Source organism: Neptunomonas sp. (genome assembly GCF_041601355.1).
In the GTDB taxonomy this organism is placed as follows: Bacteria; Pseudomonadota; Gammaproteobacteria; order Pseudomonadales; family Balneatricaceae; genus Neptunomonas.
In genome coordinates, this window is record NZ_JBFIIH010000010.1 from 1 (window position 1) to 16,672 (window position 16,672).

The 16,672-nt window shown below is 46.6% G+C and carries 16 protein-coding genes; 15 read left to right on the forward strand and 1 reads right to left on the reverse strand.

Going from position 1 to position 16,672, the window contains the following annotated elements; translation table 11 throughout:
* Positions 1 to 435 (forward strand): HisA/HisF-related TIM barrel protein (locus tag ABY436_RS02925; RefSeq protein ID WP_372737530.1); only part of this gene is annotated, 435 nt, incomplete at its 5' end.
* A 21-nt stretch (positions 436 to 456) separates the two neighbouring features.
* Here the strand turns inward: ABY436_RS02925 and ABY436_RS02930 are convergent.
* Positions 457 to 720 (reverse strand): hypothetical protein, encoded by a 264-nt coding sequence (locus ABY436_RS02930; RefSeq protein ID WP_372737531.1) that lies wholly within the window; start codon positions 718 to 720, stop codon positions 457 to 459.
* A 253-nt stretch (positions 721 to 973) separates the two neighbouring features.
* On the opposite strand from ABY436_RS02930, the gene leuC reads away from it, so the two are divergent.
* The 14 genes from leuC (at position 974) to ABY436_RS03000 (ending at position 16,651) form a co-directional block, all read left to right on the forward strand.
* On the forward strand, positions 974 to 2,395 hold the full coding sequence (leuC, locus tag ABY436_RS02935; RefSeq protein ID WP_372737532.1) for a 3-isopropylmalate dehydratase large subunit: 1,422 nt from the start codon (positions 974 to 976) through the stop codon (positions 2,393 to 2,395).
* A gap of 33 nt (positions 2,396 to 2,428) precedes the next feature.
* Positions 2,429 to 3,076 (forward strand): 3-isopropylmalate dehydratase small subunit, encoded by a 648-nt coding sequence (gene leuD / locus ABY436_RS02940; RefSeq protein WP_372737533.1) that lies wholly within the window; start codon positions 2,429 to 2,431, stop codon positions 3,074 to 3,076.
* 27 nt (positions 3,077 to 3,103) lie between these two features.
* Entirely contained in the window at positions 3,104 to 4,186 is a 1,083-nt protein-coding gene (gene leuB / locus ABY436_RS02945; RefSeq protein ID WP_372737534.1) for a 3-isopropylmalate dehydrogenase, read from the forward strand.
* 103 nt (positions 4,187 to 4,289) lie between these two features.
* Positions 4,290 to 5,405 carry an aspartate-semialdehyde dehydrogenase gene (gene asd, locus ABY436_RS02950; protein WP_372737535.1) on the forward strand — a complete coding sequence of 372 codons (1,116 nt, stop codon included), beginning with the start codon at positions 4,290 to 4,292 and terminating at the stop codon, positions 5,403 to 5,405.
* Between the two features lie 64 nt (positions 5,406 to 5,469).
* Positions 5,470 to 6,492 (forward strand): aspartate-semialdehyde dehydrogenase, encoded by a 1,023-nt coding sequence (locus tag ABY436_RS02955; RefSeq protein WP_372737536.1) that lies wholly within the window; start codon positions 5,470 to 5,472, stop codon positions 6,490 to 6,492.
* Between the two features lie 170 nt (positions 6,493 to 6,662).
* On the forward strand, positions 6,663 to 9,641 hold the full coding sequence (locus ABY436_RS02960; RefSeq protein ID WP_372737537.1) for a FimV/HubP family polar landmark protein: 2,979 nt from the start codon (positions 6,663 to 6,665) through the stop codon (positions 9,639 to 9,641).
* A complete protein-coding gene (truA, locus tag ABY436_RS02965; RefSeq protein ID WP_372737538.1) occupies positions 9,638 to 10,492 on the forward strand; it encodes a tRNA pseudouridine(38-40) synthase TruA in 855 nt (284 codons plus the stop codon). Before ABY436_RS02960 ends, truA begins: the two co-directional genes overlap by 4 nt.
* 59 nt (positions 10,493 to 10,551) lie before the next feature.
* The gene (locus ABY436_RS02970) at positions 10,552 to 11,178 is read left to right on the forward strand and encodes a phosphoribosylanthranilate isomerase (RefSeq protein WP_372737539.1); all 627 of its coding nucleotides are present in this window, start codon (positions 10,552 to 10,554) and stop codon (positions 11,176 to 11,178) included.
* Between the two features lie 13 nt (positions 11,179 to 11,191).
* Entirely contained in the window at positions 11,192 to 12,382 is a 1,191-nt protein-coding gene (gene trpB, locus ABY436_RS02975) for a tryptophan synthase subunit beta (RefSeq protein ID WP_372737583.1), read from the forward strand.
* A gap of 21 nt (positions 12,383 to 12,403) precedes the next feature.
* The gene (gene trpA, locus ABY436_RS02980; RefSeq protein ID WP_372737540.1) at positions 12,404 to 13,207 is read left to right on the forward strand and encodes a tryptophan synthase subunit alpha; all 804 of its coding nucleotides are present in this window, start codon (positions 12,404 to 12,406) and stop codon (positions 13,205 to 13,207) included.
* 34 nt (positions 13,208 to 13,241) lie between these two features.
* Positions 13,242 to 14,204 carry an acetyl-CoA carboxylase, carboxyltransferase subunit beta gene (gene accD, locus ABY436_RS02985; protein ID WP_372737541.1) on the forward strand — a complete coding sequence of 321 codons (963 nt, stop codon included), beginning with the start codon at positions 13,242 to 13,244 and terminating at the stop codon, positions 14,202 to 14,204.
* Positions 14,205 to 14,256: 52 nt separating this feature from the next.
* The gene (gene folC / locus ABY436_RS02990) at positions 14,257 to 15,537 is read left to right on the forward strand and encodes a bifunctional tetrahydrofolate synthase/dihydrofolate synthase (RefSeq protein ID WP_372737542.1); all 1,281 of its coding nucleotides are present in this window, start codon (positions 14,257 to 14,259) and stop codon (positions 15,535 to 15,537) included.
* Positions 15,537 to 16,100: an SPOR domain-containing protein gene (locus ABY436_RS02995; protein WP_372737543.1), complete on the forward strand. Its 564-nt coding sequence runs from the start codon at positions 15,537 to 15,539 to the stop codon at positions 16,098 to 16,100. Before folC ends, ABY436_RS02995 begins: the two co-directional genes overlap by 1 nt.
* 56 nt (positions 16,101 to 16,156) lie before the next feature.
* A complete protein-coding gene (locus tag ABY436_RS03000; protein ID WP_372737544.1) occupies positions 16,157 to 16,651 on the forward strand; it encodes a CvpA family protein in 495 nt (164 codons plus the stop codon).
* The last annotated feature ends 21 nt before the right edge of the window (positions 16,652 to 16,672 follow it).

Consider the following 16,672-nt stretch of genomic DNA (forward strand, 5'->3'; position numbering starts at 1 on the left):
CGCTTCTCATGGGACCGTCTGGAGCAGATTAAGGCGGAAACCGGAGTTCAGCAACTCGTGTTGGACCTGAGTTGTCGTCGCACAGAAAAGGGATGGAATATAGCCACAGACCGCTGGCAGACTGTTACGGATACGGTGATTGATCTGCCGACCTTGCAAGAGTTGGAAAAGCATTGCGCTGAGTTTTTGATTCATGCTGCTGATGTAGAGGGTTTGCAGGCGGGTATCGATCAGGATTTAGTGAAATTGTTAGGCGATATCACGACCATTCCTGTGACCTATGCAGGTGGTGCACGCGCGCTGAAAGATCTTGCGTTGGTGCATCAGTTGTCAGCAGGGAAGGTGGATTTAACGATTGGCAGTGCGCTGGATATTTTTGGTGGTAATGGCGTCACGCTTAATGAATGTATTGAATGGAATCAACATATCGCTTAACCGTTGTTTTATTTCTAGATATCAGACTAGTCTGTTTTTCTGTAGAACACGATAGATCTTCTGGCTGGTCTTGGCGAGTTTATTGATATCTCCCAGGCCCGGCTTCTCTCCTTCCTTAAGTCTTTGCTCCCACTCCCCCAGCTCCATGTCGAGAAAATCAATCAGTTTTTTAGAGCATCCTGTACAGATACCTGAACATAGCTCACTCATGGGCAGCTCAAAGGGAACAGTAAACCTAACCTCATTAATCAGGTTGTGCATTGCGGTTGTTGTGTCTGGCTTCATGCTGCTTTCCGCTATTACTCATCGAGCTTATTTTAACCAATCCGCTGTGGTAAGCATTGATTTAAAGCAGGTCAGCAAAATAGGTGGTAATTTGTATTTGCTTTGCTATTCCTTTTAGGAATCAAAAGTATAAAAATTATGAATTTGTATAATTTCTGATGCTCTATTAGGATAGCGTCATAATAACGGGTGACTTAATAATAGCTAAGCTGTTGTGGCGTGCCTATACAACCGGATACAGGAGAGTTCTCTGATGGCGGGTAAAACATTATATGACAAATTATGGGATCAACATCTTGTTCGTCAGAGTGAAGATGGTAGCTCATTAATCTATATCGATCGCCAGATTCTTCATGAAGTCACATCGCCACAGGCATTTGAAGGACTGCGTCTTGCAGGTCGTAAATTGTGGCGTGTTGATGCTAATTTAGCTACGCCTGACCATAACGTGCCTACCACCGAACGCTCAGGAGGCGTTGATCTGATCGTTGATCCGGTTTCGCGTATTCAGGTAAAAACACTGGATGATAACTGTGACGACTTCGGCGTGGTTGAGTTCAAAATGAACGATACACGTCAGGGTATTGTACATGTTGTTGGGCCTGAGCAGGGTATGACATTGCCGGGTTCTACGGTGGTGTGCGGTGACTCTCATACGTCTACACATGGCGCATTTGGTGCGTTAGCCCATGGTATCGGTACATCCGAAGTTGAACACGTTATGGCAACTCAGTGCCTTATCGCCAAAAAAATGAAAAATATGTTGGTGCGGGTCGATGGTCAGTTAGGTACGGGTGTGACAGCTAAAGATGTAGTGTTGCATATTATCGGTGTGATCGGTACGGCAGGTGGAAATGGTTGTGCCATTGAGTTTGGCGGTGACACGATTCACAACATCTCAATGGAAGGTCGAATGACCATCTGTAATATGGCCATCGAAGCAGGCGCTCGTGTCGGTATTGTTTCTGTAGATCAAACCACCATAGATTACTTTAAAGGCCGTCCGTTTTCACCCAAGGGTGAACAGTGGGATGCAGCAGCAGTTGCCTGGAAAGAGCTTGTTTCCGATGATGATGCTGAGTTTGATAAGGTCGTTGTAATACGGGCAGAAGATATTCTCCCTCAGGTGACTTGGGGAACCTCACCAGAGATGGTAGTAAATGTAAGTGCAACGGTACCTAACCCTGATAAAGAATCTGACCCAACTAGAGCGGATGGGATTCGTCGCGCATTGAAATATATGGGACTAAAAGCCGATCAGAAGATTACAGATATTCAGCTAGATCGCGTCTTTATCGGTTCTTGTACAAACTCACGTATTGAAGATTTACGGGCAGCCGCCGAGGTAGTTAAAGGTCGTAAAGTGGCAGCCACAATCAAACAGGCACTGGTTGTGCCGGGTTCTGGTTTGGTGAAAGCGCAGGCAGAAAAAGAAGGTCTGGATAAAATCTTCATTGAAGCAGGTTTGGAGTGGCGTGAGCCTGGTTGCTCAATGTGCCTGGCAATGAACCCCGATAAATTAGGTAATGGTGAGCACTGTGCTTCTACCAGTAACCGCAACTTTGAGGGGCGTCAGGGATTTGGTGGGCGAACCCATTTGGTAAGTCCTGCGATGGCAGCTGCAGCCGCTGTAACCGGACATTTCATTGATGTTCGTGAATTAATGGGCAGCTAAGGTAGCGCAAGCTTCAGGTAGAGGAAGAATAGAATGAAAAGTTTTACGAAGGTTACTGGTATTGCTGCACCGTTAGATCGTGCCAATGTCGATACGGATATGATTATTCCGAAGCAGTTTCTGAAATCGATTAAGCGTTCGGGTTTTGGTCCTAACCTGTTTGACGAATTACGTTATATGGATGAAGGTCAGCCTGATCAGGATTGTGCGGGTCGCCCTGTTAATCCTGACTTTGTATTAAATCAGGCGCGTTACCAAGGAGCCGCGGTATTGCTTGCGCGTGAAAATTTTGGTTGCGGCTCCAGTCGTGAACATGCGCCGTGGGCGTTGGATGATTTCGGCATTCGCTGTGTGATAGCGCCAAGTTTTGCAGATATTTTTTATAATAACTGCTTTAAGAATGGTTTGTTGCCTATCATCCTTAATGATGAACAGGTCGATCAGCTGTTTAATGAAGTTGAAGCTACTGAAGGCTATCAGTTGACCGTCGATCTGGACAAGCAGCTCGTTATAACGCCTTCAGGTGCAACTTTTTCCTTTGAGGTAGACGGGTTTCGTAAGCACTGCTTACTGAATGGTCTGGATGATATAGGTTTAACCCTGCAATATGCGGATGAAATAGCTGCTTATGAAGCTCGCCGACGTCAGGAAACACCCTGGTTGTTTGATGCCATCAAATAACAAAATAGATAAGTTAAGGATTTTAAGATGAGTAAAAATGTTCTGATTCTTCCTGGTGATGGCATCGGCCCTGAAATTGTTACACAGGCTAAGCGCGTATTAGAACTGGTTAATTCCCAGTTCTCATTAGATCTTGAATTCACAGAAGCATTGGTGGGCGGGGCGGCAATCGATGCCGATGGCGTTCCTTTGCCAGCGTCAACATTAGAAGCGGCAAAAAAAGCAGATGCAATCCTGTTAGGGGCTGTGGGTGGTCCTAAGTGGGATACCAATCCTGATTTCCAGATTCGTCCGGAAAAAGGTTTATTGGGTATCCGCTCAAACCTTGGCTTATTTGGTAACCTGCGTCCGGCTATTCTATATCCACAATTGGCGCATGCCTCATCGTTGAAACCTGAAATTGTATCGGGTTTGGATATTCTGATTGTACGCGAGTTAACGGGGGGGATCTATTTTGGTCAACCACGCGGTATCCGGGTTAAAGAAGGCGGTATTCGTGAAGGCTTTAATACCTATGTTTATGACGAAAATGAGATCCGCCGTATTGGTCGGGTAGCCTTTGAGGCCGCTCGTCAACGTGGTAAGAAGCTGTGTTCAGTCGACAAGGCTAACGTACTTGAAGTGACCGTGTTATGGCGTGAGATCATGGATGAGCTAGCGAAGGATTATCCAGATGTTGAGCTGAGTCATATGTATGTTGATAACGCGGCAATGCAGTTAGTACGGGCGCCAAAACAGTTTGATGTAATGGTTACGGGTAATATGTTTGGTGATATTCTTTCGGATGCTGCTGCTATGCTAACCGGGTCTATCGGCATGTTGCCATCGGCGTCTTTGGATGTGAATGGTAAAGGGATGTATGAGCCATGTCATGGCTCTGCACCGGATATTGCTGGTCAGGGTAAAGCAAACCCATTGGCAACGATTCTTTCAGTCGCTATGATGTTACGTTACTCGTTGGGTGCTGGCGAAGCTGCAGACAAAATCGAAGCGGCCGTTAGTCAGGTGCTTGATCAGAATCTGCGCACTGCCGATATTATGTCGCAGGGTATGACCGCTGTCAGCACATCACAAATGGGTGATGCGGTTGTGGCTGCTCTTAAAGGCTAATGTTCGTCAGCTTCTGAACAGCACATAATACACCTTAGTCGGAGTCTTCGGATGCCGGCTTTTATGTTTTTGTACTTTGTACTTTTTTAAATTGGGGATACCAATGAAACGTGTAGGTTTTGTCGGTTGGCGTGGAATGGTTGGTTCTGTGCTGATGCAACGCATGATGGAAGAGCGTGATTTCGATCACATCGAAGAGCCCGTCTTTTTTACCACTTCTCAGGTTGGCGAAGCGGGCCCGGATATTGGTAAATCGATTCCGGCACTGAAAGATGCCACGGATATTGAAGTGCTGAAGACCATGGACGCGATTATTTCCTGTCAGGGCGGGGGCTACACGAAAGAGGTATTCTCAAAGCTGCGTGAGTCCGGTTGGAAAGGTTACTGGATCGATGCAGCATCCGCATTGCGAATGGATGATGACAGTATCATTATTCTTGATCCTGTAAACCGTAAAGTAATCGATAAAGGCCTGGCGTCTGGTGTTAAAAACTTTGTCGGCGGAAACTGCACGGTTTCCCTGATGTTAATGGGATTGGGTGGTTTGTTTAAAGCCGGTCATATTGAGTGGTTGACTTCCATGACCTATCAGGCCGCTTCAGGAGGCGGTGCCCGTCACATGCGCGAGCTAATCAGTCAGATGGGTGTTATTCATAACTCTGTGGCGGGTCAACTGGATGTCAACGGTGCAATTCTGGATATCGATAAGCGTGTCGCTGAGACGATTCGTAGTTCGGACATGCCGGTTGATAATTTTGGTGTTCCACTGGCGGGTAGTTTGATTCCATGGATCGACGTTGCGCTGGAAAATGGGCAAAGTAAAGAAGAGTGGAAAGGATTTGTTGAGACAAACAAGATTCTGGGTCGCTGTGATAGCCCTATTCCGATTGATGGAACTTGTGTGCGTATCGGTGCCATGCGTTGTCATAGTCAAGCCTTTACCATTAAGTTGAAGCAGAATGTACCACTGGATGAAATTGAGTCGATGATCGCTGAAGCGAATGACTGGGTTAAAGTTATTCCGAATACGCGCGATATTACGGCTGCTGAGCTGACACCAGCCAAAGTTACAGGTACTCTGAGCGTCCCGGTAGGCCGTCTGCGTAAAATGAAAATGGGTGGCCAGTACCTGAATGCTTTCAGTGTCGGTGATCAGTTACTCTGGGGTGCGGCTGAGCCGTTGCGTCGTATGCTGCGGATTTTGATTGAACGAGCCTGATAAGCAGTTCATATAGTTTTCAATAGCCCGACATTGTTCGGGCTATTTTGTTTTTGAGGGTAAGATGGAAAGAACGTTTAATGTCGTTGTTGTTGGTGCCACCGGATTGGTTGGCGAAAATATACTGAGCATTTTGGAAGAGCGCAGTTTTCCTGTCGGTGAATTGTATCTGTTGGCCAGTGAGCAAAGCGAAGGTACAAAAATATCCTTTAAGGGGCATAGCGTAAAAGTCCGGAGTGTTGTTGATTTTGACTTTAGTCAGGCACAAATTGCTCTTTTCTGTACGCCAGAAGATGTGTCTGCTCAATATGCGCCTATCGCTGCGGATGCTGGCTGTGTTGTTATTGACTCGAGTGCTGCATTTCGCAATGATCCGGATGTTCCGCTTGTTATTCCAGAAGTTAATGCATATCGACTTGCCGATTTTTCCATAAGGCATATTGTTAGTACACCTGATTGTATGACGACTCAGATGTTGATGGTTTTAGCGCCGATTCATAGAGCCGTAGGCATCGAATTAATTACGGTCTCCACCTATCAGGCCGTATCTGGTTCAGGAAAAAAAGGTGTTGAAGAGCTGGCAAAACAAACAGCACAGTTGCTGAATGCGCGTGAAATAGAAACGCGGGTTTACAAGAAGCAAATAGCATTTAATAACATACCCCAGGTAGGCGCTTTTTTGGAAAATGGTTATACCCGGGATGAAATGGGGATTGTCTGGGATACGCAAAAAGTGTTGGATGATACCTCCATTAGAGTTAATCCGACCTGTGTCCAGGTGCCGGTGTTTTTTGGTCATGGCGAATCTGTTGGTATAGAAACGCAGGCCTATATCAGCGCTGATGAAGTCACTGATATTTTACAGGCATTAGAAGGAATTGAGGTTGTTGATAAAGGCGATGAAATGGATATTGCGACGCCAGTAACGGATGCTGCAGGAAGTGATGCTGTATTTGTCAGCAGGATTAGGGAAGATTTAAATGGACATCAGGGTATAAGTTTTTGGATCACGGCCGATAACGTTCGAAAGGGCTCTGCTTTAAATCTAGTTCAGATCGCAGAGTTGCTGATTAATGACTATCTGTAGGCATTAATCAGCATATTAATCGCTAAAAAAGAATAATTAGGCAAATTACACGCTTATTTGCCCAGTTTCTTGACCGATTGCTACTTATTAACAATACTTTGAAGAAATATCGGATCGGCAACCTGCTGATTATGCAAGAAATAATCAGTAGGTAACTTAAGGAATATAAAATGCTGCGCAAACTTACTTTGAGTCTGGCTGTTGCAGGTGCTCTTGTATCGACACAGGCTAACGCGTTAGGGCTTGGTGATATCAAGATAAAATCGGCTTTAAATGAGCCACTGAATGCAGAAATTCAGTTGCACCAGATACGTGATTTGAATCCATTGCAGATCCGTCCCAGGATGGCTGATCAAGATGAGTTCGCGCTTGCGGGGATGAGTCAGCAAAGGGCTCTGTCTGATATCCGTTTTCAGGTGAAAGTGAGTCCCAATGGTAGTGGCGTTATAGTACTCACCTCGCGGGAGCCGGTAAAAGAGCCGTTTATCAATTTTTTAGTTGAGGTGAATTGGCCTAGCGGGCGCTTGGTACGTGAATATACACTGTTGCTTGATCCTCCGGTATTTGATCCGGCTCCAACGCAGAGGCTTGTCGAACCCGCTGTATCGGCTGCTGTACAGACGCGTCCAAGCGTACAGGCCGTTGCGCCGGTTGCGCGTAGTACTTCAGGTGTATCAAATATCCGTACGCGTATGGATAAAAAAACTCAGGCGTATGTGGATGTCAAAGATACGCTTTGGGGGTTGGCTATTGAGAATCGTGTAGCGCCGGATATTTCGTCCTACCAGATGATGGTCGCGATGCATCAGAAAAACCCGCAAGCCTTTTCCGATGGAAATATTAATAACTTAAAAGCGGGTGTGGTACTGAATCTTCCCACTGAAGCCGAAGCGAGGGCTGTATCATCACAGGCGGCTGCAGCAGAAGTTCATAGACAAACATCATTGTGGAAGCAGCAGAAATCACCGGTTACCGATAAAGCACCGATAGACGGAACAAAAAAAAGTTTAAAGAGTGACGCCGCAAAATCCGAAGAAGCAGATGAAGCTGACAAAGGGCAGCTGAAAGTAGTAACACCTGCAGAGTCAGTTGATAAGGATGATGCGGCGTTAAGCGATCAGAATAATCAGGTGGATGATCCTGAAAAACAAACGTTGATTGAAAAAAATGAACTGTTAGAAAATCAGCTGGCCGTTTCTTCTGAATCGCTGGATCGTCTGGAAAGAGATAATGTCGATCTGAATGATAAATTAGATGCTATCCAGCAGCAGCTTGATTCCTTGCAGCGATTAATCGAACTGAAAGATCAGCAGTTAGCAGCATTGCAGAATCAAGTTAATCAACCAGTAGTCTCTGTTGAAGCACCGCCTCCGGTCACTGAAAAAAGCTTGTTGAATAAAATACTACAGACCCCTGAGTACCTGGCTGGTATTGGTGGTGGACTTATCGCAGCCTTGGTAGGTTTAGGGCTGATACTGCGTCGTAAGAAAAAAACCGAAGATGCCGTTGAAGAGGAAGAGTTTTTCTCTCCGGTTATTGATGAAAAGTCAGACAATAAAGTTGCTGTGTTGGAAGAGACGTCTGATGATCTTGCAGCAGCAGCAGCAGCAGCAGCAGCAGCAGCAGCAGCAGCAGCATCGCAGGAAGGAACTGATTCCCTTGCCGCCAGTGATTTTGATCTGGACGATGATATTGATGATCTGAACTTAGATATGGACCTGGATCTGGATGAGTCATTTGACAGTGATCTTGAATCAATCGATATTGATGATGTTGCAGGAACTTCTGTATTGTCTTCGGCAGAAAAGGTTATCGATGAGCCGGATGAGGATGACTTGCTAGGCTCGATTCTAGGTGAGCAAGACGAAATTGAGGATGATGAGTTTGATCTGGGTCTGGATGAGTTGCCGGAGCTGGAAAATGCTGATGATATCGCTGTTGATATGCCAGACGAAAATCAGTCGGTTGATTTGGATGAAGAGTTTGAATTAGATGATTTGTCTGATGAGGCAGTAGACGCAGATACCGCGCTTGATGAGCTATTGGCCGACGATAGTGATGAGCTTGATGCGCTGGATAAGTCCCGAGGTGCTAACGAACGCTCGGGTATGGACATGGTCGATCCTATTTCAGATCTATCAGAATCTGAAGATACCCTGGAGTCGCTGGGGTTGGGCTCGTTCGAAGAGAGTCCGGTTGTTTCTGATGCGACAGAGGTATCTGCTGTTGCTGAGGAAGTATCCTCGGCGGATGATGACGGGCTTGAGTTTAATCTGACAGAAGAAAAGCCCTCTGAGCAGAGTAAGGACCTGAGTGACCTTGAAGCTGATCTTGAGGGTCTTGATTTTGATTTGGATAATCTTGGTGAAGAGCAGCCTGGGGTTGCGACTGACGTAGCCGAAAATGAAGATGATCTGGACTTTGAAACTGATCTGATGGCAGATCTGGATTCGCTCTTAGCTGACGACGTCGCGCCTGAAGATGAGCCACTGAGTGACCTGAATGTTAGTGAAAATGAAGATGCACTGACTTCTGAAACACTTGTTGCTGACGGGCTTACTAGTGAAGAGTTTGGTTTAGAGGATGCGCTTGATTCAGAGGAGGCGCTTGATTTCGAAGAATCGCTTGATGCAGAAGATCTCGTTGAAAGCACTGTTGAGTCTCCCGCTGACGTTGCGGAATTATTGGAAGACCCTGTAGGGCTTGATCTGGATGTAGAAACAACGCCTGAGCCAGAAGAAGAAACAATGGATTTGGCCGGTTTCGATCTTGATGACCTTGATCTTGACCTCGAGGGCGAAGAAAACGAACTGCCAGGCACCCCTTCAGATGAAGAAGTTACGCGGGAATTAACCTCTAATATTGAACATGATCTTGATGCAGAGCTGGATGGCGAGCTGGAAGCATTACTGAACAGCACAGATAACGATATTGCTTTGGAAGAAACGTCATCTGAAGAAGATCATTCACTGGATGCGTTAGGCTTTTTGGACGGTGCTGATGAAGTTGAAACTAAACTGGACTTAGCCAGGGCTTATATTGATATGGATGATGTCGAGGGTGCCAGAGATATTCTTGAGGAGATTGCTCAGGAAGGGAGTGATGCCCAGAAAGAGGAAGCTCAGGAGTTGCTGGAGGGGCTTGCTTGATTCGTCAAATAGAGTCATTGAATAATGAAAAAGGGGCGACTTCGGTCGCCCTTTATCGATATGCGCTGTGTGTAGAGTATGCCGGTGCCCGGTATAATGGTTGGCAAATTCAGAAGAACGATGAAGTGCCTACCGTACAGGGGCATGTGCAGAAAGCGTTGTCGGTTGTAGCAAACGAGCCGGTAGCGGTTGTTTGTGCTGGCAGGACTGATGCGGGGGTCAATGGAACCTATCAAATAATTCATTTTGATAGCCATGCAAAACGTGAAAACCGGGCATGGGTACTGGGCGGAAACACTCATTTGCCGGATGATATTGCTATACGTTGGGCGATACCGGTTGATGATACTTTCCATGCCAGGTTTAGCGCACTGGAGCGCCGCTATCGTTATCTGATATACAGCCACAAAGTTAAACCGGCACTGCTGACGAAAGGTATTACCTGGACATATAAGCCGTTGAATATTGAGAAAATGAAATTGGCCGCTACCTATCTGGTAGGAAAACATGATTTTTCTTCGTATCGTGCTGTGGCGTGCCAGGCTAATAGCCCTGTTCGTGATGTTAAGGAGTTGAATGTCTATCAGTCCGGAGACTTGATCGTGATTGATGTCCGGGCGAATGCTTTTTTGCATCATATGATCAGGAATATCGCGGGTGTGCTGATGAAAATCGGTGCAGGCGAAGCATTGCCTGTCTGGGCTAAAGAAGTACTGGAGGCAAAAAACCGTTGTGCCGGTGGTATTACTGCGCCGTCTGCGGGCCTCTATTTTGTTGATGTGAAATATCCTGATAGTTATTCACTACCAAAATCTGAACTCGGGCCTTATTTCGTTAATATAACTGGCTAACGTTGAGCTGTTAGTTCTGTTAGAATCGCTTCTTTGTTTAATCATATATCGACTTAATCATGGCAGTACGCGTAAAAATTTGTGGAATCACTCGTAAGGTGGATGCTCAGTTAGCTGTTCAGGCAGGAGCACATTCATTGGGTTTTGTTTTTTATGAACCCAGCCCGCGTTATGTAGAGCCTGCCGTCGCTGCTGAAATAATCTCTGGTTTGTCGCCGTTTATTACCTCCACTGCGCTTTTTGTGGATGCGGACCCGGATGTTGTTAGGGATATTATCTTACTGACGAAGGTTGATCTGCTTCAATTTCATGGAAACGAATCGCCTGAGTATTGCGAGCAGTTTGGCAGGCCTTACATTAAAGCGTTACGCATGAAACCTGATATGGATCTGGTTCGGCAAGTGGGTTGTTATTCATCGGCGCGAGGTATTTTGCTTGATGCTTACAAACCCGGCGTCCCCGGCGGAACCGGAGAGTCATTTGAGTGGTCGCGAATACCTGTTTCAATGCGCTCCTCGATAGTGCTTGCTGGTGGTTTATCTGCTGAGAATGTAGCCAAGGCGATAGAGCAAGTCGCTCCTTATGCTGTTGATGTCAGCGGAGGGGTGGAAGCATCTGCGGGTCTTAAAGACGCGAATAAAATTAAATGTTTTTTTGAAGAGGTGGCACGTGCCAATAATAACTGATCCGGCTGCTCTGATGCAGCTGCCTGATGAGCGAGGCCATTTTGGTCCTTACGGTGGTCGTTTTGTATCTGAAACCTTGATGGGAGCACTTCAGGACCTGGAAAGGGTCTATGAGCAGCTCTCTAAAGATGCAGAATTCCAAAAAGAGTTTGATCGTGATTTAGCTCACTATGTGGGCCGTCCATCACCGCTCTATTTTGCCGAACGCCTGACAAATCAGGTCGGTGGTGCAAAAATTTACCTAAAACGCGAAGACCTGAATCATACAGGTGCGCATAAAATCAATAATACAATCGGGCAGGCTTTACTGGCTAAGTTTATGGGTAAGCCCCGTATTATTGCTGAAACGGGTGCGGGTCAGCATGGTGTTGCCTCTGCTACTGTGGCAGCACGTTTAGGGCTTGAGTGTAAAGTTTATATGGGGGTTGATGATGTTCATCGTCAATCGCTTAATGTTTATCGCATGAAGCTGTTGGGCGCAGAAGTTGTCGCCGTTGAGTCAGGCACTCGCACATTAAAAGATGCGATGAACGAAGCGATGCGGGATTGGGTCACTAATGTCGATAATACGTTTTATATTATCGGTACTGCGGCAGGTCCACATCCTTATCCGAAGCTGGTACGTGATTTTCAGTGTGTGATTGGACGCGAAGCTCGTCAGCAGTGTATGGAACATGAAGGCCGTTTGCCGGATGTACTGGTCGCATGTGTGGGCGGCGGTTCTAATGCGATTGGTTTATTTCATCCGTTTATCGAAGATAGCAGCGTTCGTATGATTGGTGTTGAAGCGGGCGGCTATGGCATTGAAACCGGGCAGCACGCTGCGCCGTTGTGCGCAGGTCGTCCAGGTGTGTTGCACGGAAACAGAAGCTATTTGATGTCTGATGATGCGGGGCAGATTATGGGCACTCACTCAGTGTCTGCAGGTCTTGATTATCCGGGTGTCGGTCCTGAACATGCGTGGTTGAAGGACTCCGGACGGGCAGAATATGCTTCTGTCACAGATGAAGAGGCATTAAGTGCCTTCCGCATGCTTACCCGCGTTGAGGGTATCATGCCTGCTTTAGAGTCAAGTCATGCTGTTGCTCATGCAATTAAAGTCGCTAAAGAGATGGATAAGGATCAGATTGTACTGGTTAACTTGTCGGGTCGTGGTGATAAAGATATTCATACCGTTGCTGGTATTGATGGTATTGAGCTTTAAATCACTAAGGATATTTTGAAGATGGGTCGTATTAATCAAAGTTTCGAGTCCCTGAAAGCGGCGGGTCGTAAGGCGTTGATCCCTTACATTACCGCAGGAGATTCACAACCGACTGTCACTGTACCGTTGATGCATGCCATGGTTGAGGCGGGCGCTGATATTATTGAATTAGGTGTGCCTTTTTCTGATCCTATGGCTGATGGGCCGGTTATTCAGTTGGCTTGTGAGCGTGCATTGAGTCACGGTACACGGTTAGTTGATGTATTAGATATGGTCAAAGATTTTCGTAGTACAGACGCGACAACACCGGTTGTCCTGATGGGATATCTTAATCCTATTGAAGCGCTTGGTTATGAAAATTTTGCACAAAAAGCCAGTGAGGCAGGAGTGGACGGTGTTCTGACGGTGGATTTACCACCAGAAGAATCTGTTGAGTTTGCTGCTATCATGAAAAAGTATGCGCTGGATGTGATTTATCTATTAGCTCCTACGACTGAAGAATGCCGTATTGAGCAAGTCTGTGAATATGGCTCTGGCTATGTTTATTACGTATCAGTTAAAGGTGTTACCGGTTCTGCAGCGCTGGATGTAAATGAAGTAGCCAGTAAGCTTGAAGTGATACGCCGTCATACCACTATGCCTGTCGGTGTCGGTTTCGGGATTCGCGATGGTGCTTCTGCAGCGGCGGTCTCTAAAATTGCTGATGGTGTTATCGTGGGCAGTGTGCTGGTGAATGCGATTGCGGAAAAAGCAAATCAGCCTGAAGAGATTGCTATTGATGTCGCGGCTATCCTTGCACAAATGCGTAGTGCGATGGACGCTTGAGAATAACGAATTATCAAATGGGATTTAGATAAGCATGAGTAATTGGTTAGACAAAATTGTTCCCTCGCTCGTACGTTCAGAGAACAAAAGAGCGAGCGTCCCTGAAGGTCTTTGGAAGAAGTGTCCTAAGTGTGAAGCGGTATTGTACCTTCCTGAGTTAGAAAAAAACCTCAATGTTTGCACTAAGTGTGATCATCATATGCGTCTGGCGGCTCGTCAGCGTTTGGAGTCCTTTCTGGATAAAGGCTCGTTTACCGAGCTGGCAGGGGAAGTGGAGCCGGTAGACCGGCTTAAGTTTCGCGATACCAAAAAATATAAAGATCGTTTATCAGCGGCTCAAAAAGAAACCGGTGAAAAAGATGCGTTGGTAGCTATGCAGGGTAAGCTGCTGGAAATGCCTGTTGTGGCGGTTGCATTTGACTTCCGCTTTATGGGCGGGTCGATGGGCGCGGTCGTTGGAGAGCGCTTTGTTCGTGCCGTCAACGTTGCACTGGAAAAGAAGATCCCGTTGATCTGCTTTTCAGCATCCGGTGGTGCGCGTATGCAGGAAGCGTTGATCTCCTTGATGCAGATGGCTAAAACCAGTGCTGCATTAGAGAAAATGCGTCAGGCGGGTATTCCGTATATTTCAGTACTGACTGATCCTGTTTATGGTGGTGTTTCTGCCAGTTTGGCGATGCTGGGAGACCTGAACATCGCTGAGCCTAAAGCGCTGGTGGGCTTTGCTGGCCCGCGTGTTATTGAGCAAACCGTGCGAGAGAAATTACCTGAAGGGTTTCAGCGTGCTGAATTTCTATTGGAGCATGGTCAGGTGGATATGATTGTTTCCCGGCTTGAAATGCGTCAGCGTTTGCATTCGATTCTTTCAATGTTTACGCATCGCTTTGCTGTCCCGGCTCAAGTTGAAGCGGCGGTTGTTCAGGGCGACGCTAAGAGCAAAGTTCAGGCAAGTGATAAGCAGGCACCTACTCAGCCGATAAAAGACTCGGATGCTTGATAGGTGGTTTGAGGCCGGTGAACGCCGGCCTTTCTTTTGGTAAGCAGTATTAATGAATAGATCAGAATTTACACTTGAACAATGGTTAAGCTGGATGGAAAACAATCATCCGGTTGCAATTGATTTGGGGCTTGCTCGGGTACAACAAGTATTCACCAGGTTGGACCTGGATTTTCGACAGGTGTGCGTCATTACCGTCGCTGGCACTAACGGCAAAGGCTCAACCGTGTCGATGCTTGATGCTATTTATCGTCAGGCGGGTTATAAAACGGCGTGTTATACCTCACCTCATTTACAAATATATAACGAACGCGTCCGTCTGAATGGTGGATTAGTCAGTGATCAGCAGCTTGTTTCTGCATTTTCTGCCGTTGATCAGGCCTGTGGTGATATTTCACTGACCTACTTTGAGATGGGCACATTAGCGGCGTTGTGGTTGATTGCAGAGCAGCAACCGGATGTGGCTATATTGGAAGTAGGTTTAGGTGGGCGTTTGGATGCGATAAACGTCCTGGATGCGGATGTGGCCGTCATTACGACGATTGATATCGATCATGTTGATTGGCTGGGCGATGATCGTGAAATAATTGGCCGGGAAAAAGCAGGTATTTTCAGAAAAGGCAAACCTGCCGTTTGTGGTGAATTGAACCCACCCGCTTCAATTGCTGAGTATGCGAGGGAGCTTGGTTGTGAGTTGCGCCAGGTAAACCAGTCCTATGAGTATCATATTAAGAGCGAAAGGCGTTGGTCCTGGGAAGGCTGTGACCTGCAGGGTAATATCGTTTCATTTTCAGACCTTCCGTTACCACAACTACCTGTGCAGAATGCAGCCACGGCTATTCAGGCAGTTTTACTTTCAGGTTTGCCGTGCTCGCCAGAAAGTATGGCTGCGGGTTTGCAGACGGCCTATGTCGCCGGTCGCATGGAGCAAGTGGCATATCAGGGGCGCTTGTTTATTCTCGATGTTGCACATAATCCACAATCGGCCGCTTATCTGGCAGACCAGTTAAAACAAGCTGAGGCTGACGGCATGGTGCTGATTTTGGGTATGCTGGCTGATAAAGATTGTGCTTCAGTTATGCAATCATTGGCGACGGTTGTCGCATCCTGGCATCTGGTGACATTGGATGTGCCAAGGGGGCAGACGGCTGAGCAGCTAAGTGCATATCTGCCGAAGGTGAATCAAGCAAGCGTGATGTGCCATGTTAGCGTCGATGCTGCGATCAGTCATCTGATTTTGGCGGATATTCCTACTAGCAAAAAAATTGTAGTAGCGGGTTCTTTTTATACAGTAGGCGATGCTTACCGTGTTCTTAAAAGAGAAGTGGTTTAATGGAAGATAGTGTGAAACGACGGCTATTAGGTTTATCTGTACTGGCTATTGCTGCTGCCTTGCTTTTCCCTTTGTTTCTTACTGGTGAAGGATATCGTGAGCGCCATCTCGAAAGTCGTATTCCGGTTGCACCAACCATGCCGGACATTGTTGAGATTCAGCCTGAGTCCACCTTGCTGCCCGATACTTCTGAATATCCGGAGGCTGTTTCGCCACCTGAAAAAGTCATTGTAATGGTTGAAAATCAACCGGAGAAACAAACAATAGCGCAAGAGAAACGACCTGTTGTCAGCACTGATAATGATAAGCCTCAATTGGATGAGCAAAATGTCCCGGTTGCCTGGACGCTTCAGTTGGCCAGCTTTAAAGATGAGTCAAATGCTCGTGCATTGCGAAATAAGTTGGTGGAGGCTGGCCATAAAGTCTATACACGAAAAAATGCTGATCTCTTTAAAGTGTATGTTGGACCGGATATGTCACGTGACCGACTGGATAAGTTAAAGGAATCGCTGAAGCGGGATTATGGTGTGGATGGAATAATTTTCAGATTCACGACTCAGTGATTGGGTTCACCTTTGCCCTCTGTTAGAATGCGCGCAAACTCGATAGGTAGAAATAAATGAATTGGGCCGACTGGGCAATCTTGGGTATTGTCGGAATTTCAGGGCTTTTCAGCATTAAGCGCGGCTTCGTTAGAGAAGCGTTATCCTTGCTTACATGGGTCACTGCTTTTATTATCGCCCGGTTGTTTACTGATGCGTTAGCAACTGTCCTGGCTGATTATATTCAGACACCATCTTTTCGTATTGCGTCTGCATTTGCAATACTCTTTATAATGACCCTCATTGTAGGTGCGTTGGTGAGTAATTTGGTTAGCTTGTTAGTACAGGCAACCGGTTTAAGTGGTACCGACAGAATATTAGGTATGGGCTTCGGGCTGGCACGTGGTGCACTGCTGGTTGTCGTGCTTGTTGCTCTGCTGGGAGGGACTCCGGCTGTTCAAGATGCCTGGTGGCAGGAATCACAATTGATTCCTCACTTTGTTTTGATGGAAGCATGGTCCAGAGACGTTGCCACGGAAGTGGGGCAATTGATCTGGAACGCAGGACGTTAAAATAAGCCTTTAGATACGAGA

Bases quoted from the DNA above. Each gene is read 5' to 3' on its own strand.
- asd (WP_372737535.1), top strand. From the start codon at position 4,290: ATGAAACGTGTAGGTTTTGTCGGTTGGCGTGGAATGGTTGGTTCTGTG.
- ABY436_RS02930 (WP_372737531.1), bottom strand. From the start codon at position 720: ATGAAGCCAGACACAACAACCGCAATGCACAACCTGATTAATGAGGTT.
- ABY436_RS02995 (WP_372737543.1), top strand. From the start codon at position 15,537: ATGGAAGATAGTGTGAAACGACGGCTATTAGGTTTATCTGTACTGGCT.
- ABY436_RS02970 (WP_372737539.1), top strand. From the start codon at position 10,552: ATGGCAGTACGCGTAAAAATTTGTGGAATCACTCGTAAGGTGGATGCT.
- trpB (WP_372737583.1), top strand. From the start codon at position 11,192: ATGCAGCTGCCTGATGAGCGAGGCCATTTTGGTCCTTACGGTGGTCGT.
- ABY436_RS02960 (WP_372737537.1), top strand. From the start codon at position 6,663: ATGCTGCGCAAACTTACTTTGAGTCTGGCTGTTGCAGGTGCTCTTGTA.
- leuB (WP_372737534.1), top strand. From the start codon at position 3,104: ATGAGTAAAAATGTTCTGATTCTTCCTGGTGATGGCATCGGCCCTGAA.
- leuC (WP_372737532.1), top strand. From the start codon at position 974: ATGGCGGGTAAAACATTATATGACAAATTATGGGATCAACATCTTGTT.
- leuD (WP_372737533.1), top strand. From the start codon at position 2,429: ATGAAAAGTTTTACGAAGGTTACTGGTATTGCTGCACCGTTAGATCGT.
- ABY436_RS03000 (WP_372737544.1), top strand. From the start codon at position 16,157: ATGAATTGGGCCGACTGGGCAATCTTGGGTATTGTCGGAATTTCAGGG.
- folC (WP_372737542.1), top strand. From the start codon at position 14,257: ATGAATAGATCAGAATTTACACTTGAACAATGGTTAAGCTGGATGGAA.
- trpA (WP_372737540.1), top strand. From the start codon at position 12,404: ATGGGTCGTATTAATCAAAGTTTCGAGTCCCTGAAAGCGGCGGGTCGT.
- accD (WP_372737541.1), top strand. From the start codon at position 13,242: ATGAGTAATTGGTTAGACAAAATTGTTCCCTCGCTCGTACGTTCAGAG.
- ABY436_RS02955 (WP_372737536.1), top strand. From the start codon at position 5,470: ATGGAAAGAACGTTTAATGTCGTTGTTGTTGGTGCCACCGGATTGGTT.